15 protein-coding genes and 1 tRNA gene are annotated in these 23,833 nt (G+C 65.7%); 7 read left to right on the top strand and 9 right to left on the bottom strand.

The genetic code is table 11. The features are described 5' to 3' along the window. The 3 genes from AC1DKR_RS18035 to AC1DKR_RS18025 all read right to left on the bottom strand — a co-directional run bounded on the left by AC1DKR_RS18035 (position 1) and on the right by AC1DKR_RS18025 (position 3,839). A complete protein-coding gene (locus AC1DKR_RS18035) occupies positions 1 to 1,413 on the bottom strand; it encodes a TPM domain-containing protein (RefSeq protein WP_478034183.1) in 1,413 nt (470 codons plus the stop codon). Beyond that, on the bottom strand, positions 1,410 to 3,254 hold the full coding sequence (locus AC1DKR_RS18030; protein WP_478034178.1) for a M3 family metallopeptidase: 1,845 nt from the start codon (positions 3,252 to 3,254) through the stop codon (positions 1,410 to 1,412). Before AC1DKR_RS18030 ends, AC1DKR_RS18035 begins: the two co-directional genes overlap by 4 nt. Before the next feature lie 72 nt (positions 3,255 to 3,326). After that, a complete protein-coding gene (locus AC1DKR_RS18025) occupies positions 3,327 to 3,839 on the bottom strand; it encodes a hypothetical protein (RefSeq protein WP_478034177.1) in 513 nt (170 codons plus the stop codon). Positions 3,840 to 3,920: 81 nt separating this feature from the next. Between AC1DKR_RS18025 and AC1DKR_RS18020 the strand changes: the two genes are divergently transcribed. After that, the gene (locus AC1DKR_RS18020; RefSeq protein ID WP_230110990.1) at positions 3,921 to 4,547 is read left to right on the top strand and encodes a YiiX/YebB-like N1pC/P60 family cysteine hydrolase; all 627 of its coding nucleotides are present in this window, start codon (positions 3,921 to 3,923) and stop codon (positions 4,545 to 4,547) included. Between the two features lie 54 nt (positions 4,548 to 4,601). Here the strand turns inward: AC1DKR_RS18020 and AC1DKR_RS18015 are convergent, their stop codons facing one another. Continuing rightward, the gene (locus tag AC1DKR_RS18015) at positions 4,602 to 4,763 is read right to left on the bottom strand and encodes a hypothetical protein (RefSeq protein ID WP_165378361.1); all 162 of its coding nucleotides are present in this window, start codon (positions 4,761 to 4,763) and stop codon (positions 4,602 to 4,604) included. A gap of 309 nt (positions 4,764 to 5,072) precedes the next feature. On the opposite strand from AC1DKR_RS18015, the gene AC1DKR_RS18010 reads away from it, so the two are divergent. Continuing rightward, complete coding sequence (locus tag AC1DKR_RS18010) at positions 5,073 to 6,737, top strand: AMP-binding protein (RefSeq protein ID WP_478034172.1); 1,665 nt, start codon at positions 5,073 to 5,075, stop codon at positions 6,735 to 6,737. Between the two features lie 101 nt (positions 6,738 to 6,838). Here the strand turns inward: AC1DKR_RS18010 and AC1DKR_RS18005 are convergent, their stop codons facing one another. Continuing rightward, positions 6,839 to 8,263 carry a short-chain fatty acid transporter gene (locus AC1DKR_RS18005; protein ID WP_478034170.1) on the bottom strand — a complete coding sequence of 475 codons (1,425 nt, stop codon included), beginning with the start codon at positions 8,261 to 8,263 and terminating at the stop codon, positions 6,839 to 6,841. Positions 8,264 to 8,438: 175 nt separating this feature from the next. After that, a complete protein-coding gene (gene ubiA, locus AC1DKR_RS18000) occupies positions 8,439 to 9,332 on the bottom strand; it encodes a 4-hydroxybenzoate octaprenyltransferase (protein ID WP_478034168.1) in 894 nt (297 codons plus the stop codon). Between the two features lie 149 nt (positions 9,333 to 9,481). Here ubiA and AC1DKR_RS17995 point away from each other — a divergent pair. Together AC1DKR_RS17995 and AC1DKR_RS17990 are read left to right on the top strand one after the other, a co-directional pair. Continuing rightward, positions 9,482 to 9,558, top strand: a tRNA-Arg gene (locus tag AC1DKR_RS17995). 721 nt (positions 9,559 to 10,279) lie between these two features. Continuing rightward, complete coding sequence (locus tag AC1DKR_RS17990) at positions 10,280 to 11,989, top strand: DUF4434 domain-containing protein (RefSeq protein WP_478034165.1); 1,710 nt, start codon at positions 10,280 to 10,282, stop codon at positions 11,987 to 11,989. Positions 11,990 to 12,179: 190 nt separating this feature from the next. Here AC1DKR_RS17990 and AC1DKR_RS17985 read toward each other — a convergent pair whose 3' ends face one another. The 3 genes from AC1DKR_RS17985 to AC1DKR_RS17975 all read right to left on the bottom strand — a co-directional run bounded on the left by AC1DKR_RS17985 (position 12,180) and on the right by AC1DKR_RS17975 (position 20,067). Next, positions 12,180 to 13,535, bottom strand: a complete 1,356-nt coding sequence (locus AC1DKR_RS17985) for a Gfo/Idh/MocA family protein (RefSeq protein ID WP_478034163.1) — start codon at positions 13,533 to 13,535, stop codon at positions 12,180 to 12,182. A 64-nt stretch (positions 13,536 to 13,599) separates the two neighbouring features. Then, a complete protein-coding gene (locus tag AC1DKR_RS17980) occupies positions 13,600 to 16,575 on the bottom strand; it encodes a TonB-dependent receptor domain-containing protein (protein WP_248150781.1) in 2,976 nt (991 codons plus the stop codon). Between the two features lie 132 nt (positions 16,576 to 16,707). Beyond that, a complete protein-coding gene (locus tag AC1DKR_RS17975) occupies positions 16,708 to 20,067 on the bottom strand; it encodes a TIM-barrel domain-containing protein (protein WP_478034274.1) in 3,360 nt (1,119 codons plus the stop codon). Positions 20,068 to 20,388: 321 nt separating this feature from the next. Between AC1DKR_RS17975 and AC1DKR_RS17970 the strand changes: the two genes are divergently transcribed. Genes AC1DKR_RS17970 through AC1DKR_RS17960 form a run of 3 tightly spaced genes read left to right on the top strand, consistent with a single transcriptional unit; the run spans position 20,389 to position 23,826 of the window. After that, on the top strand, positions 20,389 to 21,543 hold the full coding sequence (locus tag AC1DKR_RS17970) for an SIS domain-containing protein (RefSeq protein WP_478034160.1): 1,155 nt from the start codon (positions 20,389 to 20,391) through the stop codon (positions 21,541 to 21,543). Beyond that, the gene (locus AC1DKR_RS17965) at positions 21,536 to 22,474 is read left to right on the top strand and encodes an ROK family protein (protein WP_428703702.1); all 939 of its coding nucleotides are present in this window, start codon (positions 21,536 to 21,538) and stop codon (positions 22,472 to 22,474) included. The genes AC1DKR_RS17970 and AC1DKR_RS17965 overlap by 8 nt, the downstream gene beginning before the upstream one ends. A 17-nt stretch (positions 22,475 to 22,491) precedes the next feature. Next, complete coding sequence (locus AC1DKR_RS17960) at positions 22,492 to 23,826, top strand: D-tagatose-bisphosphate aldolase, class II, non-catalytic subunit (protein ID WP_478034157.1); 1,335 nt, start codon at positions 22,492 to 22,494, stop codon at positions 23,824 to 23,826. Positions 23,827 to 23,833 lie beyond the last annotated feature (7 nt).

Below are 23,833 nucleotides of genomic sequence, written 5' to 3'. Positions count from 1 at the left end.
TTACCAGCTGCCCGAGGCGCCACCGCCACCGCTGCGGCCGCCACCACCGGACCAGTCGCTGGAACTGCTCGAGGACGAACTGGACGACGAGGTGCTGGACGAGGAACGATAGCCTCTGGACGACCCCCGGCCGCCGCGGGCCTTTTCGCCGGGCAGCAGAGTGAACACCCAGATGAAGTACAGGAACAGCGTGCCCATGCTGGACACGATCGTCGCCAGCACGCGGGCGTTCTCGTCGCCGGCACGGTCGATGGCCAGCAGCGCGCCCAGCGCATAGCCACCGGTCAGCAGCACCAGCACCACCAGGCGGATGGCGAAGCTGTTGCGGTTCTTCCGCCAGCGCGCGCGACCGGCCTGCACCAGGAAGAACACCAGCATGGCGACGATGCCGACTGCCAGGTTCAGCAGCGTGTGCAGCGCAAGGCTGGGCGGCAACTGGCCGCGCACCAGCATCACCGCGAAGAAGCCGGTGCTGACGGCCAGCATGCCGTACAGCACGATGCGTACGCCGCCGCTGCGACGCCAGCACCAACCCAGCAGTGTTGCCACCGGTACCGCGGGCAGCAGCACGAAGAACAATGCCGGCAGCACGTGGCGCGGCAGCAGCAGCGACGCAGAAAGCCCCCCCGCGGCGATCACCGCCGTCACCAGCAGCGGTCTGCCCCACGCAGGTAATGTCGGCCACGTTGATCTGGGCATCGCCGCATTGGCTGCCAGTGCCTTGCGCCGCCGCTCGCGGCGGTTACCGATGAAATCAGCTTCGGTCCTCTTCGCCAGCAGACGCGGTGGCGATCGCCACAAACCAGCCAGGAAGCCCGCCAGCAACGTCAGCGCGACGACTGAATCCCCCGTGCGCCAGTCCGCGGGCAACACGTTGCGTGCCGACGTATCTTCCCAGGGCGGCAATTGCTCGCCGTCGACCAGCGCCACCAGCACGTTGGTCCCGTCCAGGACGCCCTGGTCCAGGTCTCCCTCGCGCAGCCGCGGCACGATCGCCTTGTCGATGATGCGCGCGGCATAGGCATCGGGAATGGTGCCTTCCAGGCCATAGCCGGTCTGGATGCGTACACGCCGATCCTGCACCGCCACCAGCAGCAACACGCCATCATCGACGCCAGCGCGGCCCAGCTGCCATTGGTCGAAGACACGCTGCGCATAGGCTTCGATGCCTTCCTCGCCAACGCTGGGCACCACCAGCACCTGCAGTTGCGCGCCCTTGCGTGCCTGCAGCTGCAATGCCTGCTCGCGCAGCGCGGCGCGGGTGCTGGCGGACAGCGCATTGGCGGTGTCCACTACCGGGTCGTCCAGTGCAGGAATCGGGGCTGCCGCCAGCGACAGCAACGGCAACAGGCAGAGCAGCAGCACAAGCCACGCCCACGGCCTGGCAACGCGCGCCTGCGGCACCCGGCTCATGTGCCCTGCCCTGCCTCGATCTGCGCATACAACGCCTGCAGCCGGGCAGCGTTCTGCGCGAACACCTGCAGGTCCGCGTCGACCAGTGCCGGCCAGTCCGGTACATGTCCCAGCAACTGTGCCACCTGCTCCTGCGGTGCGCGGTCAAAGCCCTCGCCCAGCACGGTCAGATAGCGCTGGCGGAAACCCTCCGGGTCCTGCTGGTCCTGCACATACAGCTGCACCGCCAGCAGGCCGGCGTAGAGATAGTTGACCAGGTACTGCGGGTCCTCGTACATCAGGCGCTTGCTGATCCAGTTGCTGCGCAGCTGCGGGTAGCGTTGCGGCTGCTGGCCATAGCGCGCCAGCACCTGGCCGGTGAGCGCATCCAGATCGTCGGCGGTGCCCAGGGTGTTGCCAGCCACGCCCTGGTAGATCGACTGCTCCAGCTGCGCTTCCTCGGAGGAGGTGAACAGCTGCATCACCATGTCATCCAGCAGCGATTTCAGGTAGTACGCCCTGGCGCGAGGATCCTGTGCCTGCTGGTACAGCTGGTCACGAAAGCGCAGTTCGTTGTAGATGGCAAAGGCTTCGGTCAGCCACGCACTGCCATTGCGCTGCAACGGCGAGGCATGGCCACGTTGCATCCATTGCCCGTGCACGGCGTGCCCGGCTTCATGGGCGATCTCCACGTCGCTCTCCAGATCCCCGCTGCGCAGCCCCACGAACAACAGCGACGGCATGTCCGGAGCAACCACCTGGAACGCGTCGTGGCTGCGACTGCCCAGCACGGTGGCCAGGTCCATGCGCTTGTGCGCAGGGTCCAGCAGCGCGCGCAGCTCGGCGACATACTCCGGCCCCAGGTGCTGCATGGCATCGGCGGCGGTATCGCGCAGCTGCTCAAGCGTCAGCACCGATGGCGTATAGCCGGCATCCGGCACGGTGGTATCCCAGACCTGCGGCGACGTGATGCCGCTGCGCCCAGCATGCTGCAGCAGCATGTCCTGGTAGGCACGACGGTCTGCCGCGTGACGCTCGATCGCCGCCAGCGTAGCGTCGACGGTCGCCGTATCCATGCCCATGCGACGGTAGCCACGCGCGGTGGCCGAGCCATCTCCCTGCAGGCGCGCGGCGGCGTCATTCACCTGCACCAGGCCCAGCAGCACCGAAGCCATCGGCTCGCGGCGCGATTGCAGGCCCTGCCAGTATCCCTTCCAGCCGGCCTCACGCAGCGTACGGTCGGAGTGCTGGGCCAGCGCCTGCTTGTCGGCGCCGGTATCCCAGCTGCGGCCAGCCCCCTCGACGCGCGGAAATGCGGCGCTGTGGAAGATCTGCCGATGCAGGCGCGCGAAGGTATCCAGCGCCGGGTCGGCCAGCGTATCCACGGCATCATCCAGCTGCGCATTGGCCGGCGCCGCACCTTCCTGCACCGCACGGTCGCGCAGGAACCGGTAGGACGCCAACCAAGGTGCATCCGCCGGTGCCTCACGCAGGGCGGCCCTGCCCGCGCGGGCGATACGGCTGCACAGACCCATCACCTGGTCCAGCGCCTGCGCCGGGCGACGATCGCGTGCGTTGCGGGCAGCCTGCAGATGCAGATACGCATGGTGGCGCAGGCACTGTGCCTGCAGCGCTTCGGCCTGGCGGAAGCGCGTGGCCGGCTCGCTCGCCGTGGCGCCCTGCAACGCCTCAACGCGCTTGCCCAGGGCAATGCGTGCCGTCTGTTCGGCGGCGGCGCTGGGAAAGTAGGCGCGATCGTCAGCGTGCAGCGATTGCGCGTGGGCGCCGAGCGACGTGGTCATCGCCCACAGCGTGGCGATGACCAGGGTAACGGTGGTGGTGCGCATCCTGCGGGCCTGCATCGGCGTCTCCGTGCCTTGAACGTGCTTGGAGCCTAGCAGCCGCCGACGGCCTGCGCCTGTCCCGATCTGGCCTCAGATCGACTCGTCTTCACGCTTGACCAGTGTCCAGCACGGCTTCTGCACGAAGGTATAGGTCTGCTGGTCGCTGCTGTCGGGCGTGCGGATCTGCACCTGCATCTGCCCATCGGCCACGGCCGTCACCTGCATCTGCCGGCCCTGCCCGGCCAACCCGGCTGGATCAGGCATCACCGGCCATTCGACAGCGGCCAATGCCAGCGGGCGCTCCACAGTACGCGGCTCAGGCTCGGCACCCGCGTCAACGTAGCTGTCCAGCAGCGGATCGGCCGTGGCCTTTTCCTGCAGCGTGATCTCATTGCCGAAGTGTTTGAGGAAGGTATCGAACGCGGGATGGGGGCACGCCGCTGTCGCCACCGCGGGTGCCGGCTCCACCGCCTTGGCCGTGCTGGCAGGTGCCGCTGCAGGGGCCGGGACATCAGCAGGCGCTGGCTGCGGCGCAGGCGTGCAGGCGGACAGCGCAAGGCCAAAGGCGGGTGCCAGCAGCGCAAGGGGACGGCGGAGCTTCATGGGATCGTCCTGATTCCGGTTTGGTCGCGCCATCCTATCCTGCCGCCTACAATCGCGCCTTCCCGCCTGTTCGAGATGCCCATGCGCCGCCTCCTGCTCCTGATCGGCCTGCTGCTGCCCGCCCTGTGGCCAGCCTTGGCGATGGCCATCGAGGTCCGTGAAGGCGACCTGCTGTTCGTCACCGCTGGCCGTGCCGGCCTGAGCGCGGCCATCGACGATGCGACCGGAAAGCAAGGTGCGCCCAGCTTCGACCATGTCGCCCTGGTGGCGTCGTCGCCGCAGGGCTGGGAAGTGCTGCATGCCGATGAGAAGGGCTCGCGCCGGCAGACGCTGGACCAGTTCCGCGAGGATGCGCGTGGCAAGCAGCGGCAGGTCGTGGTCTATCGCCTGCGCGCGCCGCCAAAGAATGCCATCACCGATGCAGTGACCACCGCGCGCACGATGCTGGGCAAACCGTACAACACCGCCTACGTGTTGAACGACGAACGTTACTACTGCTCGGACTTCATCGAACGCGCGTTCCGTGCACACCATGTGTTCACACTGCAGCCGATGAACTTCCGCAACCCGCAGACCGGTGAGATTTCCCAGCACTGGGTAGACCTGTATCGCGGCATGGGCCTGGATGTACCGCAGGGCCTGCCCGGTACCAATCCCAACGACATGGCCGCAGCGACAGTGCTGCAGCGGATCGGCGTGCTCGAATAAGCGAAGCCCCGCGCGGGGCGGGGCTTCGTCGGTGATGAATGGCGACTGCCAGGATCACTCTTCCTCGTCCTGCCCGCCCTGCTGCTGGTTCTGGTTGCGCTTCTGCTGTTCCTGCTGCTGTTGCTGCTGCTGGTCGCGGCCGCGCTCCTGCTGCTGATCCTGCTGGTTCTGCTGGCCCTGCTGCTTCTGGTTCGGGTTCTGGTTCTGCTGTGCCATGTCCGATCTCCAAATGCCACGCGCGGAATGCGGTGGACGGGGCCATCGTCGGCAGCAATTGGTTAACCATGCGTTGTGAGCGGGCTACACCTGTGTGTACGCGCGTGAATGAACGCGCGCCAGCCCTTGCGGCACAAGCCACGGAAGGATTCATGCGGGTTTGGCATGTCCTCATGCTGCAGCCGGAAAGGAACGCATTCAGCGGCCTGCACCGCCGTGGCGTGCGCAGCAGCCGCCTACGCCTATGGTCCCATTTGCAGCATGCCGGGGCGCCGCCTATCGTCGGGTGACATCACCCCGGAGATGCGCATGGCCCGCGACAACGCAGCACGCCCCACCTACGAACAGGCACTGGCCGGTTTCAGCATCGAGCTTGCGCAGCGCCAGCTGCATGGTGACCTGCAGGCCGGCATCAACGCCTGCGTGGAGTGCTGTGACCGCCATTGCGGCCGCAATGCGCTGGCGCTGCGCTGGGTGGATGTCCACGGCGCACTGCATCGGTACACCTTCGAGGACCTGCGCGATGCCTCCGCACGTGTTGCCCATGTGCTGGCAGCGCAGGGCATCGGCAGGGGTGATGTGGTGGCCGGCCTGCTGCCGCGTACACCGGACCTGCTCGCGACCATCCTCGGCACCTGGCGGGTGGGCGCGATCTATCAGCCGTTGTTCACCGCGTTCGGCCCCAAGGCCATCGAAACACGGTTGAAAACCGGCCGCACCGCCCTGGTGGTGACCGACAGCGCAAACCGCAGCAAGCTGGACGAGGTCGATGGCTGCCCGCAGGTGGCCACCGTGCTGGCATCCGGACAGACGCTGCGTGCCGGCGACATAGACTGGACCGCACGCACCGCCGGTGCCACACCCGACTTCGCGCCGGTGATGCTGCGCGGAGAAGAGCTGATGGCGCTGCTGTCCACCTCCGGCACCACCGGCAGTCCCAAGGGCATGCCGGTGCCGCTGCGCGCATTGCTGGCCTTTGCCGGTTACATGCAACAGGCCGTAGACCTGCGCGCAGACGACGTGTTCTGGAACATCGCCGATCCCGGCTGGGCCTATGGGCTGTACTACGCCGTGATCGGCCCACTGCTGCTGGGCCAGGCCACCACCTTCAGCGAAGCCGGTTTCAGCGTGCAGGTATTGAACGACATCGTCGCGCGGCTGGGTGTCACCAACCTTGCCGGCTCGCCGACCGCCTACCGGCAGGTCATCGCCGCCGGGCCCGAGGCCATCGCTGCCATCAACGGACAGCTGCGGGTGGTGAGCAGCGCCGGCGAACCGCTGAACCCGGAGATCGCCCGCTGGTTCGCTGCCCATCTGGGCACCACGGTGCTCGACCACTACGGCCAGACCGAGACCGGCATGGTGGTGAACAACCACCACGCGCTGGAGCATGCCGTGCGGCCGGGGTCATCGGGCGTTGCGATGCCCGGTTACCGTGTGGCGGTACTGGACGATGCCGGCAACGAACTGCCGCCGCGCACGCCGGGCATCCTCGCCGTGGACCTGCGGCAGTCGCCGATCATGTGGTTCACCGGCTACTACGGTGCCGACACGCCGGCGCTGGGTGATCGTTACTACTTCACCGGCGATTCGGTGGAATGCGAGGACGATGGCTCGATCAGCTTCATCGGCCGCTCGGACGACCTGATCACATCGTCGGGCTATCGCATCGGTCCATTCGACGTGGAGAGCGTGCTGATGGAGCACCCTGCAGTGGTGGAGACCGCGGTGATCGGCGTGCCGGATCCCGAACGCACCGAGATCGTCAAAGCGTTCGTGATCCTGCGCGATGGTGTCAGCGGCAGCGACACGCTGGCGCAGGAACTGCAGCAACATGTGCGTCGCCGGTTATCCGCGCATGCGTATCCGCGACAGGTTGAGTTCGTGGCGGAGCTGCCGAAGACACCCAGCGGCAAGCTGCAGCGCTTCCTGCTGCGCAAGGCGGAGATCGAGAAGCAGGCGGCGGCTGGCTGAGGGTCTCCGGGGTCAGAGCCCTTCCTTCGGAAGGGATCTGACCCCGGGGTCGAATCCTCTCCAGCGGAGAGGCTCTGACCCCACATGACCCCGTGTCTGCGCTACGGCATCACCGGCGGCACGTACGCCAGCGTCATCCCCAGCAGCCACAACAGCCCCAGCACCAGCGGGATATGCACCAGCAGCTGGATGAAGGTGAAGCCAACGATGTCGCGGGCCTTCAGGCCGAGCACGCCCAGCAGCGGCAGCATCCAGAACGGGTTGATCAGGTTCGGCAGCGCTTCGGCCGCGTTGTAGACCTGCACCGCCCAGCCCAGGTGCGCCTTCAGTTCGTTCGCGGCCTGCATCACGTACGGCGCTTCGATGATCCACTTGCCGCCACCGGACGGCACGAAGAAGCCCAGCACCGCCGAGTACACGCCCATCACCAGCGCGAAGCTTTCGGTGCTGGCCACGTGCACGAACAGGCTCGACAGCCGATGCGCCAGGGTCTCACCGTCGCCACCGGCAGCGTGGGTGAGGATCATCGCGATGCCGCCGTACAGCGGGAACTGGATCAGCACACCGGTGGTGCTCGGTACCGCCTTGGCCACCGCGTTGAGGAAGCTGCGCGGGCGCCAGTGCAGCAGCAGGCCCAGCGAGATGAACATGAAGTTGTAGGTGTTGAGGTTGGCGATCGCGCTGACCAGCGGCTTGTTGGCGAACTCGTTGAACAGCCAGCCGAAGGCCAGCAGTGAAAGCAGCACGGTCAACAACGGGCTGTACTCCAGCCACTCGCCCGGACGGGTGCGGCGCTGCAGCGGCTCCGGTTCGGCCTGCGCCGCGCCGGGGAAATCTTCGGCGGTACGCGCACTGCCGGCAGCCGGCGCGGTCAGCCAGGCGATCAGCAGCGAAACCACGATCAACACCGAGGTCAACGCGATCGACTGCCACAGGAAGATGGTTTCGGTGAACGGCAGCACGCCGGTGATCTCCACCAGCCCCGGCGGCATGCTGGCCGGGTTGGCCTGCAGCTGTGCCGCCGACGAACTCAGGCCCATCGCCCACACCGCGCCCAGGCCCAGGTAGGCCGAGGCACCGGCAGCCCGATAGTCCATGCGCAGCTCGGTGCGGCGGGCCAGCGCGCGCACCAGCAGGCCGCCGAACACCAGCGAGAAGCCCCAGCTGAGCAGCGAGGCCAGCATGCTGACCAGGCCGACGTACACCACGGCACCACGACCGGTGCGTGGCACCCGGGCCAGGTAGTCGATGAAGCGCGCGACCACCGGTGCAGTGGCTACCGCATAACCACCGATGACCACGAAGACCATCTGCATGGTGAAGGGAATCAGGCTCCAGAAGCCGTCGCCGAAGGCGCTGGCGGTGGCCTGCGGGGTGGCGCCGAAGCCCATCGCCGCCAGCGCGACGATGACCACGCCGAGCACCGCGAATACGTACGCATCGGGGAACCACTTTTCCGCCCAGGCGGCCGAGCGCAGCGCGGCGCGCGCCATCCAGCCGTCCTGTACTGCTGCCGTCGAGGCCATCACCTACCCTCCCAGGTTCGATGGCCTGATTCTGGGCGGTGGGGTGCGGGCTGTCAGCCACCTATTGGTCGTAGGTGGCCGGCCGCCGGGCATGGCCCGGCGCTACCAGTTCGGCCGAGGATTCCGACCCGTGCACATGGCGCGGGGTAGCGCCGGGCCATGCCCGGCGGCCTTCTCAACGCAGCGCCAGATCCACGGCGATACCGGCAAACAGCGCGGCACCCACCCAGTTGTTGTGCAGGAAGGCCTTGAAGCACGGCCCACGCTCGCGGTTGCGGCAGATCCAGAACTCGTACACCACCAGCAGCGTGGCCACCGCTACGCCGGCCAGGTAGTACCCACCCAGCCCGCCGCGCACGCCCACCAGCGCCATCGTGGCCAGGAACAGCGCGTACAGCACGCCCTGGATGACCAGGTCCAGATCGCCGAACAGGATCGCAGTGGAGTGCGAACCCATCTTCAGGTCGTCTTCGCGGTCGACCATGGCGTACCAGGTGTCGTAGGCGGTGGACCACAGGATGTTGCCGGCATACAGCAGCCAGCCCAGCATCGGCACCTCGCCCTGCACGGCGGCGAAGGCCATCGGGATGCCCCAGCCGAAGGACATGCCCAGGTAGACCTGCGGCAGATGGGTGTAGCGCTTCAGGTAGGGATAGCTGGCCGCCAGGAACACGCCGATGAAGCTCAGCGCGATGGTCAGGCCGTTCAGGTTCAGCACCAGGCCGAAGGCCACCAGCATCAGCACCGCGAACAGCACCAGCGCCGCCCGGCCGCTGATTGCGCCGGTCGCCAGCGGTCGCGCCTTGGTGCGCTCCACGTGCGGGTCGAGCCAGCGGTCGGCGTAGTCGTTGATGACGCAACCGGCCGAGCGGGTCAGCCAGACGCCAGCGGTGAACACGAACAGGGTCCACAGCGGCGGCAGGCCGCCAGCGGCCAGCCACAACGCCCACCAGGTGGGCCACAGCAGCAGCAGCGTGCCGATCGGGCGATCGGCGCGCATCAGGGACCAGTAATGCCGCCAACGCGGCGTCGGCGCCGGATGCGGCGCGGAAAGGGGGGTATCAGCCATGACACTAGGATACTCCTGTGCCTTCGGACCGACTTTGCCGGCGGGGGGAGATTTGTGCGGCGAAACTGGATAGAATGCCCATCCCGCACCGCCTCATTGCGTTGCGATGCCCGCCCCGGCCTTGGCCGACGGCGCGGCGGTTCCACCACGCGCTCGTAGCTCAGCCGGATAGAGTAGTGGCTTCCGAAGCCATTGGTCGGGGGTTCGAATCCCTCCGGGCGCGCCAATTTGAACGCTTGGCTGATGCCAAGAAGTGCGAACCCCGGGGCGATCCGGGGTTCTCTGCATCTAGCGGCCCGATCAAGCGCGCCTTCGACACCTCCCCCCCTGACGTCAGCCATCACCCAGAGCGCCCGAGTCAAAGGTGCCTGCGCAGCGCCCGTCGGGGCAGTCTCGACCAGGTACATGTTGAACAACTGAGTCCTGTCTCTCGGCCAATGCCCTTGCAGGTGGTGCCGTGAGCAAGCATCAACTCGCGGCAGCTTCTTTTCCACGAAATGGATGCGCGCGTCGTCGCGCGAAAAACCCAAGCAACGCTCGCCATCGTGTCGGTTCGACGCGCACCAGTGTCTTATCATCGCAGCACACATTGGAATCATCGGACGTCCAGAACTCGATGCTGTGGGCGCCACACAGCGCCGCTCCGGAAAACTGCATATCTTCTGCCATGCTTGGTGCGCCTGCTCCGCAGTGCCTGCCCAGCAGGCTAATGCAGCTCGCTAATGCAGTTCGCCATCGGGCATCGCCTGCACTCATCGCACAGGATCGGAGTGCGGTGCGGTACAGAGGTTCGGAATCTGAGAGGATGAAACCGGCGAGAACACAAGCATTGACACCGCTTCATTCCTTACACTTCCCACGAACCACGCTCACTGCATTGAAGACTGACGCTTCGGCACATGTTCTGAGGCGAGAAAATCGCGGAAGTAATTTAAAAAAGGGAACTTATGAACTTCAGACTTTTGCTAGTGCTGATTTCGATGCCTGCAATCACGATTTTCTCTCCTGAATCCAAGGCATCAGAGACGATCGGCTACTGCGGCACTCCGTACGATACTGCTGTGACCGCGGACTACCCAATACGCGGCACATGGATGTACCAACGCTCGGCCTGTTCCTGGCAGACCACGCTTCAGGATTTCCACCGAATCGGCGGCACAACTGTACTGAACTTCGCGCCGCACCTGAAACGTCACGCAGATCCCGCCACTGTCGCAATTGGCTGCCGAACGTCAACTGGAGCTTCCTGCGTGCAACAGGCCATGCAGGAGATCGGCAGCGCTCGTATCCGGAACTGGCTGAGCTATGAATTCGATGAGCACTATGGCCCCGCGATTGCTTGCCCCAGCGGCTTGGACCGAAAAATTGAAACCGTAGTGGATGGCACGCCAAGGGTCTTCTGGCGCATTGTATTGCCGCACGATGGCCAGGCATCTTGCGACTACTCAAGTGGAACCTTCGACGTTCTGTTCGTTCAATATGATACGAATGCGGTTGAGAGTACTACTGCAATGCTCACCGTCGCGGATCACCTCGACATGGAGGTTTACCTCGGTGCACCCGCATTCCCGATCATGACCGGGCAGGAATGGATGATCGATGCAGATATGCTCTCCTCACATCGAGACTGGGCACGGCGAGTTTATTCCGATTGGCGAGCACGACATGCTGGGCACCGTAGCTTTCGTGGCGCATATCAGACATACGAAGCGCTACTTGGTACCACCTACACGGCATCCGACAACGAGTACGGTCTGGATGCCAGCGCTTTTCGCAGCCTGAACCCGAATGGAAAGTATGTTGTATCGCCCTATCTCTTCCTACTCAGAGATGGCGGTGGAAATACACAGACCATCGCGCAGACCGTCAACGGCTTCAGGCGATTGGCTAACGCTGGCGTGGACATCATTGCGCCTCAGGATGGTCGGGGCACAGGAAATGCAGCCTACTACTGGCCGGGGCAGGAAACACAGTTCATTGGTGCGGTCGACCCAGCTCTCGGCGACTATCCCCGAGTTGACGCCAATAGAACATTTTCTAGTCAGTACACAGGCTCAATACGGGATGTTTTCAGCGCCTTGAACGTTGCGAAATCAGAATTCAATCAAGGAGGAAGGAGGGTTGATCTGTGGGCAAATCTGGAGGCATTTGAAGAAGACACTGATAGTCCGAACTACACCGGATGCAGTTTCGTATCATTGTCTCGAACAACCAAAGAACGTATGGATCGAGCGCTGACATTCGTGACCAGCCGTGCAGACAGGGTTATCTCATTCATGTACGACCCCCTGTTCACTTGCAGCGAGCGTTTCGGCCTACCACTTTCCGAAGCCATTGCAGCCGATCACGATAGGCCGGTGGTGACGGACGCCTTCTTCTGGGACTCGCCCACCACTGGCCTCGTGGTGAATGGGCATGGAATTTCTTCCGGCACTGAGTTCCAGATCACGTGGTACGACTCGAACTGGCAAGTTCAGACCCAACGCTTTGCACCAGGCTGGATCTACCCTGGAGGCGCGGGTGGTGGTTTGGATTCGGTTTGGATTCCCTTCCAGCGATCCAACCTTGCGCCAGGCTTCTTCCTCTATGTGGGCGCGCTCAAGAGTACGCCGTCAGGGATCAAGTCGACGACAGAGAATTTCAGCATGAGCTATTGATCTACTTCACCAATGGCTGCACGCAATTAGTTATGCAATGAGGCGGTTTATTGAACACTCGCCAACAATTATGACGTTGCGGAGCCGACTCCAAAAGCCCCGTGCAAAAGGCCGAAAGCAACGCCGGGCATGGCCCGGCGTTGCTGGTAGCTAAAGCAGCCGAACGCCGCTCGACTTCATACATTGCAGGTCAATACTTTCCGTCAAACGCAAAAATCGGCTTGCGCTTCTGCCACAGGCCCGCAGTGAAATCCGGGAACTCCAGCGTCTGGAAACTGTTGGCGATCGACTGCTCGCTCAACGGGGTAATCGCGCTCCACGTCACTGCGTCGTAGATGTCGATCGGCATCGGCGCCTTGGCCTTCAGCGCTTCCACGAACGCATGGATCACGAACCAGTCCATGCCGCCATGGCCGGCGCTGGCAGCGGTGTCGGCATTCTGCTTCCACAGCGGATGTTCGTACTGGTCCTGGTACTTCTTGAACTCTTCCCACTGGTGCGGCGGGCTGCGGCCTTCGATGTGGATCGAATGGTTCACGTCCATCCACAGGCCCTTGGTGCCCTGCACGCGGAAGCCCATCGAATACGGGCGCGGCAGCGAGGTGTCGTGCTGCAGCAGGATGGTCTCGCCGTTCTCGCAGGCCAGCGTGGTGGTGACGATGTCGCCGAGCTTGAACTTCACCTTGGTGCTCGGGTGGGTGGTGCCGCCACTCTTGGCCACGGTGTATTCGTGCAGGCCACGCGCCTTGGTGGCGAACGCGTTGATGTGGGTGAAGCGGTTGCCGCGGTTGATGCCGGTATACATCGCGCACGGGCCGATGCCGTGGCTGGGGTAGAGCTCGCCATTGCGCTCCACCGAGTGTTCGGTGCGCCAGCGTGCTTCGCTCCAGCCCTTGGGGCCGAATTCCACGCCGCTGTCGTAGGGCTGGTTCGGGTCGCCGGAGTTGAACTTCACCCCGCGCAGGTCGTGCTGGTAACCGGCCTGCAGGTGCACCAGTTCGCCGAACAGACCCTGCCGCACCATCTGCAGGGCCGCCATCACGTCACGGCGGTAACAGACGTTCTCCAGCAGCATGTACGGGGTGCCGGTGCTCAGCTGGGTCTTCAGCACATCCCAGTGATCCTGCAGGGTGATGCCGGCCACCACTTCGCAGCCCACGGCCACGCCGGCCTGCATCGCGGCAATCGCCATCGGTGCGTGGTACTCCCACGGCGTGGCAATGATCACGCCATCGATGCCCTTCTGCTCCAGCAGGCGCTTCCATGCGTTGATGTCGCGGTCCTGGCCGTAGGTCTTCGGCGCGGGCTTATCCGCCTTGCTGACCATCTCCACGGCGCGGGCGAGCATGATCGGCTCGATATCGCACAGGGCAACGACCTCCACGTCGTCGCGGCGCACCAGTTCCTTCAGCAGCACCAGGCCACGCATGCCGGTACCGATCACGGCCAGGCGTACCTTGCGGCCACGTGCCCATGCCGGGGTCTGCGGCAGCAGGCTGCTGGCGGCGACAGCGGCGCTGGCCGCGATGAATTCCCTACGCTTCATGGCAAACACTCTCCTCTTGAAGGCGCGCCAGCCTGGGCCGGCGCGCCTGGTCACGCAAACGGAATTACTTGAACCGGTAGCCGATGGTCACACTGTAACCACGACCGAAGATGGTGGCGTAGTCACTGGAGTCACCCAGGAAGCTGTTGGGATCGTAGAACGGCAGGCGGTTGAACAGGTTCTTGACGGTGAAGCTCAGGTTCCACGCATCATCCGGGCGCCAGGTGACGCTCATGTTGGCGGTCCACCACGACGGTGCACCATCGCACTTGCTCTCCTGCAGGGCCAGGTAGCCGCCGGTGCAGGTTTCCTTGTTGTTGCTCACTTCGTCGACCTGGTCGGTCGCCCACTTCGTGCCGCCCACATAGTTGACGAACATGCTGGTGGTGACCTGCTTGTAGGTCCAGTCGGCATTGAGCGTCGCACGCAGGCGCGGGTTGTTGTAGTAGCCCACCACGTCGCCGTAGTACCAGCCGTTCTGTTCATCCATGTAGAAGCGGTTGCGGTTGGCGATGGTGGCGGCCAGGCCGATGTTCAGGCCGCCCCACTCACCCAGCGAGAAACGGCTGCGCGCATCGATGTCGAATCCATCGATCAGGGTCTTGCCGCGGTTCTTGTACTGGCCCACCACGCTGGCCACGTTGCCTGCCGAGTAGCCCGGCAGCGTTCCCGGGCAGCTCACACCGCTTGCCGGGTCGGCGCACATCGCCGCCAGCTGCGCCAGGTTGGCGCGGTCGCTGTCGGTGATCGGCGAGCGCGACGAGGAGATGATGTCTTCGGCGCGGCGGTAGTCCGGGGCAACGATTTCGTTGTCGCGGTAGATGAACCAGTAGTCGGCCGACACCGACAGCCAGCTGGCCGGCTCGTAGACGAAGCCCAGCGTGGCGATCTTCGCCTTCTCCGGCTTCAGGTTCTGGTTCGGCTGTGTCATGCGGGCCACGGTGCGGCTGCAGTCCACGTTGAGCAGGCTCTTGCCCAGGTCAACATCGCCGCCGCGCTGCGATTTCAGCAGCAGGTTGGCGATGGCGTTGGTCTCGGCGCAGCGCAGTTCATCACGGTAGCCGCCCAGCTGCGCGTACACGCCGCCGTTGCCGGACTCGGCCAGGCTGGGGGCGCGGAAGCCGGTGGAATAGGTACCGCGCAGCATCAGCTGGTCGAACGCCTGGTACTTGAAGCCGATCTTCGGCGCGACGTTGGCGCTGAAGTTCGGGTACTTGTCCACGCGCACGGCCGCGTCCAGCTCCAGCTTCTCGGTAATCGGCGCCACCGTTTCAGCAAACAGCGCATAGGTGTTGCGCGCGCCATCGAACCACGAGCCACCCTGCTGGGTGATCAGGCCGGCGGCCGCGTCGGCGTTGCCGGGGGTGTAGAAGGTTTCGCGGCTGGCGTTGAAACCGAACGCGGCGCGCATGTCGCCGGCCGGCAGCTGGAACAGCGGGCCTTCGATCTTGCCGTCCAGGGTATGCAGGCGCGTCCACGACTGAATGTCGAAGGTCGGGAAGGCGCCGCGGATCAGTGCGGCGTTGGCCTCGCTGATCTCACCGAACTTGTACGCCGGATGATCGGAGATGATCACACGGCCCGTGCCCGGGTCGATGCTGTAAGGACCGAACGCCTTCTCGAAGCCCTTCACGTTGACGTTGATCGTCTGGTAGGTGGTCGAGTGCGTGCCGGCGGTGGCGAACGCGGTTTCCCAGTTCCAGTCACCTACGTTGCCGCGCGCGCCGGTCAGCACGCGGTAGCTCTTGTCGGTGTTGCGCTGGCCGAAGTAGTTGGCGCCTGCATCCTGCAGCAGGTACTGCAGGCCGACCACGCCACCCATCATGGCCTTCAGCTCGGGGCTGGCGTGGTTGTACTCGTTGTTCGGGCCCAGGAACGGATACAGGAACTGGTTGACGTTGTTTCCGGTATCGCGCGAGAACCAGCTGGTCGGGTTGCCGGTGGTGGTGCCGTAGCTGCGCGGGGTACCGCCGTTGGCACGCAGGTCGATATCGGTATAGGTGGCCTCGGCGAAGATCTCGGTGCTGTCGCCCACCAGGAAGGTGCCGTTGAGGTAGGCGGTGTTGCGCTCGGATTTGGCGCCCGCGTCGATCTCGTTGTTCATCCAGGTTTCCCAGACGCAACGCGGGCCGGCCGCTTCACTGGTCAGCACGTTCTTGCAGCCCGGCGCGGCTTCCTGCACGCGGCGGCCGGTCACCGGATCGAACGCGAAATAGCTGCCCGGGTTGAACTCGCCCGGCTTGCTGCCCACGCCCAGGCGCAGGTTGTTCAGGTAGTTGGGGTTGTTGACGTAGTACTGGTCCGGGCGCTTGTCATAGAAGTCGGCCAGCGGAATCGCGTCGCGGCGGTACATGTTCACCGCGCCGTAGATGTTGAAGCGGTTCTCGGTGAGGTCACCGAAGCCGGCGGTGATGCTGGCCTGGCGCTCGCCGTAGGAATCGATGCGCGAGGAGGTGTCGTTGGTGAAGCTGATCTCCGCGCCCTGGAAGTTGCGCTTGGTGATCACGTTGATCACGCCGGCCACCGCGTCGGTTCCGTACACGGCCGAGGCACCGTCGGTCAGCACTTCCATGCGTTCGATGGCGGCGGCGGGAATCGCGTCGATGTTGACGAACTGGGTCTGGAAACCCGCCGGCGCACCGTAGTACGACAGGCGACGGCCATTCAACAGCACCAGCGTGCCCTGCGCGCCGAGGCCACGCAGGTTGGCCTGCGAAGCGCCGTCGGAGCCGGTGAACAGCGAGCGCGAATCCTGCTGCGCTGGCCGGGCGGCCGGCAGGTTGTCGAGCACCTGCAGCAGCGTGCGCGCACCCATGTTCTGGATGTCCTGCTTGCTGATCACCTGCACCGGCGAGGCGGTTTCAACGTCGGTGCGGCGGATGTTGGAGCCGGTGACCTCGATGCGGGCCAGGTCGGTGGCCTTGTCCTTGCTCTCCTGGGCGAAGGCAGGAACGGCGACCGACAGCAGCACGCCGGCAATGGCCAGCGACAGCGGTGCGATCGAACGACAGGGGGGGCGGTGGTGGCGGGCGGGCAACATCGGGGTTCTCTCCTGGCAGGGGTGCGGCGCGAATGGTGGATCGGCGGGCAAAACGCTCCCGGGCCACGGCTCCCACCGTCGTGGTGAAGCCGTAGTCGGAATGGGCGGGGGAGGAGCGGTGTTACGTGGCGGTCATGGGGCGACGATGCTGGCGGAGTCGCCCTCCTGGCCGATCAGCACGGCGTTGGCCCAGTTGGCACAGACCTGGGCGGGTTGGCTGCCCTGCGCACCCAGCGTGCGCAGGCTCAGGGTGGAAAGGCCACGGATGTCCAGCTCCGGCTTGACCACGCCGGGCGCCTTCACCAGGCCGCTGTCATACAGCAGGCGGTTGTCGCCCCAGACCTGGAACTGCAGGCCACCGGCCGTGCGGCAGGCGTCGTCAATGCCGAGGTCGGCACGCAGCAGGCGCCATCCCCCCTGCAGGCGCAGGTCGATGCGGCTGTTGGCAGACACGCCCAGGCCGCGGCGGAACTGCAGGCCGTTCATGCGCATGCCGGCGTCGCCGGTGAACGCCTTGTCGGCGTGCACCTGGCTGGCCAGCGCGGCCGGCACCGGCAGCTCGGAGAGATAGCGCTGCCGGGCCGGTCGCTCCGGTTCCTGGTGTTCGAGGATGTGGAAGGTGGACAGCGCAATCGGGCCGACGTCGCGCGGTTGCAGCGCATCGAAGGCACGCGCACTGCCCTGTGCCGCGGTCACCATCGGATCGGTGCTGGAGGCACCATCACCTTCGGGGTTCTGCACGCTCAACACGCGGAAGCGCAGCAGGCGGCCGGCGTGGGCCGGGAAGTCGATGCGCTGCGTGCCTTCCTTCAGCTGCAGGTGGCCGCGGGCAATCGGTTCACCCCACTCGCCGTTGCTGTCGCCCAGGTACACCTCGTAGTCGCGCACCTGGCCGTGCTTCCAGTTCTTGTCGTTGCGCGGCGCGATGTCGATGCCATCGATCATCTTCCGTTCGCCGAAACCGATCACCCACTCATGGGCACCGGTACGCACGGCCTGGTTGCGCACGCTGCGGAACCAGGTGGCCGGATCATCATCGAAGGCATTTTCCAGCGCATGGCCGGGTTCTTCGGCCGGGCGGTTGACGACCAGCAGGCTGTCGGCCGGCAGTTCGCGGCCCAGCACAGGTGCGGCCGGATAGGCATCGTCGGCGGCCGCTGCGGCGACGGCGAAGTCCAGCTGCAGCTGCAGCGGCTGGCGGATGTCCTGGGATGCGGTGCGCACATGCAGGGTGCCGCGACGCTCCTTGGCATCGAAGTACCAGCCCTCGCTGGCGCTGTTGAATGCGGTCGCGTCGGCCAGCGCCGGCAGCGCGCGGCCAGCGGCCTGCACCGCACGCGGCGCCTGCCGGCTGAGCACGCGCAGGCCATAGCGGCGCTGTGCCAGCTGGCCGTTGTACTGGCCCTGTACCGCATCGATCTGCACCTGCACCGGGCCACTGCCCTGTGCCGGCGCCTGCACACTGATCCGCTGCGTGCTCGATTCGCCCTGCTGGTAGCGGCGGGTGTTGCCGTCATCTTCGTACAGCGTGTACTGCGAATCACCCTGCGGGTACAGGTCGAAGGTCACTTCATCGAGAGGTTTCTCGCCGTCGAACAGCATCGACGGGTACATCGGCAGGATCGCACCGGCACGCACGAACACCGGCAGCGTGGCCAGGTCCACCTGGCGGTCCAGCTGGCGGCCATCGGCGGCGGCCTGCACGCGGCGGCCATCCCAGTAGTCGATCCAGCCGCCGGCGGGCAGGTGGATGTCGCGGCGCCAGCCACGGCTGGCGGCCTGGCTGCGGTACACCGGTGCAACCAGCAGGTCGCGGCCGAGCAGGAACTGGTACTTGTAGGTTTCATCCTGCGCGTGCGGATCGCGCGGGTTGTCCCACATCAGGCCACGCACCGGCGGTGCACCGGTCTGCGCAGCCTCATGCACCAGCCCATACATGTATGGGGTCAGGCGCATCTTCAACTTCAGGTAATCGCGGTTGATGCTGCGGTAGGGCTCGTCGTACCACCACGGGTGCTTGCGCGCATTCGACGACCAGCCGCTCATGCCCATCAGTACCGGGGTGAACGCCTTCCACTGCAGGTCGCGGGTGAAGGTCTCGGCGCTGCCGCCGAAGATCGCGTCCACATCGCCGCTGGCGTAGGCCATGCCGGACAGGCCCGAACCCACCAGGGTCGGCACATGCCAGCGGATGTAGTCCCAGCTGCTGCTCTGGTCGCCGGTCCAGGCCACGGCATAGCGCTGGATGCCGGCCCAGCCCATCACCGTCCACAGGAACGGGCGCGAATCGGAATTGTCGAGGATGCCGTTGAACGCCTGGCGGTTGGCATCCATCGCGAACTGGTAGCCCTTGCCGGTCCAGGCCACGTCCAGTTTCTGCACGCGGCTGCCGGCCTTGCCCACTTCCCAGGCGATCTTGTCGACGCCGTTTTCGGTCCACAGGCCGGTGCGGAAGCCGTACCCGGCCAGGCCCTTCACCGTCTCCGGCAACTGCTTGTAGCCGCAGCCATAGCCATCGTTGGGCAGGATCCAGCCGCCGGGCATGTCGTTGGCCCGGTACTGCTTGGCCACGCTGTTGATCACATCCGGCGTGGTGCCGGTCGGGCCGTCGCTCCAGCCCTCGGGCACGGTGCCGGGCTTCTTGCTGTTGTCGCCGTCGTTGTAGCAATCGGCATCGCCGTAGGACAGCGCCCAGCGCGCGACCATGTTCGGGCGGCCGGTCAGCTGGGTGTAGCGCTCGATCAGCTTCGGCAGGTCGGCGCCAACGAAGTAGTACGCATCGAAGCGGTCTTCACGATGCAGCAGGGTGGCCTGGTCGCTCTGCCGCAGGTCGTAGCTGCCATCGCTCCACGTATTGCGCAGCATGCCCCAGCCCCGGCTGCTCAGCAGCATCGGTGCCGGGCTCGGGCGGTCACCCTCTTCCCAGCCGCCGGAGTACGAGACTTCCAGTTCGCGGCCCTTGAACTGGTAGCGGCCGTTCTGCTGGCCACCGCCGTAATAGCCTTCATCGGCCTGCGAGGACAGCACCTGCACGCTCTGCGCGGCATCCAGGTCCAGCGGCTGCAGTTCCTGCCACAGCGCGGTGGGCTGGCCGTTGTCCAGGCGCTCCAGGCGCAGGCGCAACGGCTGCCGCTGCACATGCAGCACGAGTGCAGCGGTACGCACGCGGATCTCCTGCGCGTCTTCTTCCAGCTGTGCCTGCACGTTGGCCTTGGGCTGCGGCAGCACGATCGGCGCGGCCTTGTCGCCGGCACCGGTCAGCTTGCCGTTGCGGCCGGCCTGTACGCGGATGATGTCGGGGGCCGGCAGTTCAATGCGGATGCGCGTGCCGTTGTCGGTCTGCAGGTCCCAGCCATTTACACCGTCGGTGCTGGCACTGGCGCTGACCGAGCGCAGGTTGCCGACCGGTGCGGCCTGGGCCGACAGGGACGCCGACAGCAGTGCCGGCAACAGGGCCAGCAGCAGTGGCGAACGACGAACGCAGATTTCCACACGGACTCCCAACCCGTTCACCGGGCGTTTCGAAAGCGGTTGGGCCGACTCTAGGGCAGCGATTCGAAAGATGTCAACAAATTGAAAGGAAAAAGGAAGATATATTTAGATGAAACGAAAGTTGTTGCGGTGCAATACTTTGTGTAACCGCTTGCAGTCGCCTGTTAAGCATTGTGCGATACGGCATCCGGCGGTTTCTTTCGTTTCCAGAGTGATGCCGCGCGAGGAAAGTCATCACCGCGATATCTTTCTTTTTACTTTCGGTATTTGACATTTCGAAAGAAAACGCAGATGGTGCGCTGGCCCAACTGGAACCTCCGAATGGACGTCACCCTGCTTTCCGATGTGTCCGCCTGGCAGCGCCGCGGCGGAGCCGATACCGCTACCGAAATCGCCCAGCAGCCGGCGCTGTGGGAAGCCCTTGCACAGGGTCTGTCGCGTGCCCGCGACCGCCTGCAGGCCTTCCTCGGCGACAGCCTCAACGACCCGAACCAGCGCGTGCTGTTCACCGGCGCCGGCAGTTCCGGCTTCATCGCTGAAATGGTGGCCGATGCCATCAACGCGCAGTGGCCGGCCGAGGTGCGCGTGGTGCATACCACCAGCCTGCTCACCCATCCTGCGCTGTACCTGCAGCGCGACCGTCCGACCCTGCTGGTGTCGTTCGGCCGCAGCGGCTCCAGCCCCGAAAGCGTTGCCGCCGTCGACCGCGTGCGCAGTGACGTGGACGATGCGCGCTTCCTGGACATCACCTGCAATGCCGAGGGCGAGCTGGCCCGCCGTGGCGCCGGCCGTGCCGACACCTGCACCCTGCTGATGCCGTCGGCCAGCTGCGACCGCGCCTTCGCCATGACCAGCAGCCTGACCTGCATGCTGCTGGCGGCATTGACCGTGTTCGACCGTTCGCCGTGGGATGCGCGCATCGCGCGCCTGCAGCAGATTGCCGGTCTGGCCCGCGAAGGCCAGGCGCAGTGGGATGCAGCTGTGGCCGCGCTGGCGCAGCGCCCGTTCAACCGGGTCATCTACCTTGGCAGCGGCCCGCTGGAAGCACTGGCGCGCGAGGCTGCGCTGAAGGTGCTGGAGCTGACCGCCGGCCGCGTGCTGGCGCTGGCCAACACCCCGCTCGGCTTCCGCCATGGACCGAAGTCCACGCTGGACGGCAGCACCCTGGTGGTCGTGCTGCGCAGCGTGCAGCCGCTGGCGCGCCGCTATGAGCAGGACCTGCTGGAAGAACTGCGCCGCGACGGCGTGGCCGGCCAGGTGCTGTCGATCGGCCCGCATTCGGATATCGGCGCCGACGATGACTACACCCTCACCGTGCCAGCCCTGGATGACCCGTGGCTGGCGCCGGTGTGGCTGGGCTTTGCGCAGCTGTACGCGCTGCAGCGTTCGGCCGCACTCGGCCTGACCCCCGACAATCCGTTCCCGGACGGCACCGTCAACCGCGTGGTCAAGGGTGTCACCATCCACCATGGCTGAGCTGATCGCCAACGCCTGCTACGGCATCGACATCGGCGGCACCAAGATCGAGCTGGTGGTGTGCGATGCAGCGATGCAGGTCACCTGGCGCCGCCGCGTGGCTACCCCGCAGGGCGACTACGACGGCTTCCTGCAGGCGGTGGTGACATTGGTTGCTGAAGCTGATGCGGCGCTGGGTCGCAGCGATGCGGCCATCGGCATCGCCCTGCCCGGCGTGCGTGATCGTCGCAACGGCCGCCAGCTCAGCGCCAATGTGCCTGCGCTGACCGGTCAATGCGTGGCGGCTGATCTGCAGGCACGCCTGCAGCGTCCGCTGCATTTCGGCAACGACCTGCAGTGTTTTGCGCTCTCCGAGGCGCATGGTGGCGCCGCCGATGGCTACCCCAGCATGTTCGGCGCCATCCTCGGCACCGGTGCCGGTGGCGGCTTCTGCCTGCAGGGGCGCCTGCTGTCCGGCTTCAACGGCCTGGCCGGCGAATGGGGCCACTGGAGCGTGCCGGGTCACCTGCTGCAGCGTCATGGCCTGCCGCTCATCGATTGCGCCTGTGGCCTGCAAGGCTGCGTGGAGCGCTACGTGTCCGGCAGTGGCCTGGCGATGATCGAGCGTCACCTCGGTGGCAGCGCTGCCGATGCCAGCGTGGTGGTCGCCCTGGCCGAGGCCGGTGATACGCGCGCACGGCAGGCGCTGGACATCCATCGCGACCTGCTCGGCCACAGCCTTGCTGCCCTGGTGCTGGCACTGGACCCGCACGTGATCGTGCTCGGTGGCGGCCTGTCCCAGTACGCACCGCTGTACCAGCTGTTGCCGGCAGCCATCGCCGCGCATCTGTTCAACGGCGTGCAGGTGCCGCCCATCGTGCCGCCGCGCTTCGGCGATGCCGGTGGCGCACGCGGTGCCGCCCTGCTGGCCTGCCAACCCTCGTTTTCCTGATTGACCGGAGCTTGACCATGTCCCCGTTGCAGACCCTGCTTGCCTCCCACCGCGCCGGTACCAACGTCGGCCTGTACAGCGTCTGCTGCAGCAACGAACAGGTGCTGCGTGCGGCCATGCACGTGGCGTTGGCGCACGATACCGTGCTGCTGGTCGAGGCCACCTCCAACCAGGTCGATCAGTTCGGCGGCTACACCGGCATGACCCCGCCACAGTACCGCGACTACGTCGGCACACTGGCTGATGAGGAAGGCTTCCCGCGCGGGCGCCTGATCCTCGGCGGCGACCACCTCGGCCCGAATGCGTGGCAGAAGCGCCCGGCCGCCGAAGCAATGACCCACGCACGCGTGCTGATCGAGGCCTACGTCGCCGCCGGCTTCCACAAGATCCACCTGGACTGCAGCATGTCCTGCGCCGATGACCCGGTGCCGTTGCCCGATGCCATCGTCGCTGCACGTTCGGCCGAACTGGCCGAAATCGCCGAGCGCACCGCTGCCGAGAACGGCCTGCCGCTGCCGGTCTACGTGATCGGCACCGAAGTGCCGATTCCCGGTGGCGAAGCCTCGCTGGCCGGCGGCCTGCAGGTGACCACGCCAGCCGCAGCCGCACAGACTCTGGCCATCCACCAGCAGGCCTTCGATACCCCGCAGCTGCGCGATGCATGGCAGCGCGTGCTGGCAATGGTGGTGCAGCCGGGCGTGGACTTCGACCACAGCAGCGTGCACGAGTACGACGCTGCCGCCGCCAGTGAACTGGCCGACTTCCTCGAACAGCAGCCGCGCATCGTGTTCGAAGCGCATTCCACCGACTACCAGCGCGAAAGTGGACTGCATTCCCTGGTGCGCGACCATTTCGCCATCCTCAAGGTCGGCCCCGCGGCCACCTTCGCCTACCGCGAAGCGCTGTTCGCGCTGGCTGCCATCGAAGCCGAGCTGCTGCCGGCCGCGCAGTGCTCGCGCCTGCCGCAGGTGCTGGACGAGGTGATGGTGGCGCAGCCGAAGTCCTGGCAGTCCTACTACCAGGGCGACGAAGCGACCCTGCGCCTGCTGCGCAGCTATTCCTTCAGCGACCGCTGCCGCTACTACTGGGGCGAGCCGGCGCTGGTGCAGGCGGTGCAGACCCTGTTCGCCAACCTGGAACAGCACGCACCGCCGCTGGCGCTGCTCAGCCAGTACCTGCCCGAGCAGTACCGCGCCGTGCGCGAGGGCACCCTGGCCAATACGCCTACCGCCCTGGTGCAGCATCGCATCGGCCTGTGCCTGGGCGAATACGCCCGCGCCTGCAGCGCCAACCAGGCCGGATCCCGCAAGCACAACGCAACTTCGGCTGCCGCCGTACTTGCGAACGGCTAATCTCTAC

It is taken from the genome of Stenotrophomonas sp. 01N47 (genome assembly GCF_056399165.1).
The sequence above is the reverse complement of the archived record's forward strand: the minus strand, read 5'-3'. Positions and strand labels throughout refer to the sequence as shown.

Excerpts from the sequence above, each read along its gene's own strand:
- AC1DKR_RS18020 (WP_230110990.1), top strand. The coding sequence starts at position 3,921 with ATGCGCCGCCTCCTGCTCCTGATCGGCCTGCTGCTGCCCGCCCTGTGG.
- AC1DKR_RS17970 (WP_478034160.1), top strand. The coding sequence starts at position 20,389 with ATGGACGTCACCCTGCTTTCCGATGTGTCCGCCTGGCAGCGCCGCGGC.
- AC1DKR_RS18025 (WP_478034177.1), bottom strand. The coding sequence starts at position 3,839 with ATGAAGCTCCGCCGTCCCCTTGCGCTGCTGGCACCCGCCTTTGGCCTT.
- ubiA (WP_478034168.1), bottom strand. The coding sequence starts at position 9,332 with ATGGCTGATACCCCCCTTTCCGCGCCGCATCCGGCGCCGACGCCGCGT.
- AC1DKR_RS18035 (WP_478034183.1), bottom strand. The coding sequence starts at position 1,413 with ATGAGCCGGGTGCCGCAGGCGCGCGTTGCCAGGCCGTGGGCGTGGCTT.
- AC1DKR_RS18010 (WP_478034172.1), top strand. The coding sequence starts at position 5,073 with ATGGCCCGCGACAACGCAGCACGCCCCACCTACGAACAGGCACTGGCC.
- AC1DKR_RS17960 (WP_478034157.1), top strand. The coding sequence starts at position 22,492 with ATGTCCCCGTTGCAGACCCTGCTTGCCTCCCACCGCGCCGGTACCAAC.
- AC1DKR_RS17990 (WP_478034165.1), top strand. The coding sequence starts at position 10,280 with ATGAACTTCAGACTTTTGCTAGTGCTGATTTCGATGCCTGCAATCACG.
- AC1DKR_RS18005 (WP_478034170.1), bottom strand. The coding sequence starts at position 8,263 with ATGGCCTCGACGGCAGCAGTACAGGACGGCTGGATGGCGCGCGCCGCG.
- AC1DKR_RS18015 (WP_165378361.1), bottom strand. The coding sequence starts at position 4,763 with ATGGCACAGCAGAACCAGAACCCGAACCAGAAGCAGCAGGGCCAGCAG.
- AC1DKR_RS17965 (WP_428703702.1), top strand. The coding sequence starts at position 21,536 with ATGGCTGAGCTGATCGCCAACGCCTGCTACGGCATCGACATCGGCGGC.
- AC1DKR_RS17980 (WP_248150781.1), bottom strand. The coding sequence starts at position 16,575 with ATGTTGCCCGCCCGCCACCACCGCCCCCCCTGTCGTTCGATCGCACCG.
- AC1DKR_RS18030 (WP_478034178.1), bottom strand. The coding sequence starts at position 3,254 with ATGCAGGCCCGCAGGATGCGCACCACCACCGTTACCCTGGTCATCGCC.
- AC1DKR_RS17985 (WP_478034163.1), bottom strand. The coding sequence starts at position 13,535 with ATGAAGCGTAGGGAATTCATCGCGGCCAGCGCCGCTGTCGCCGCCAGC.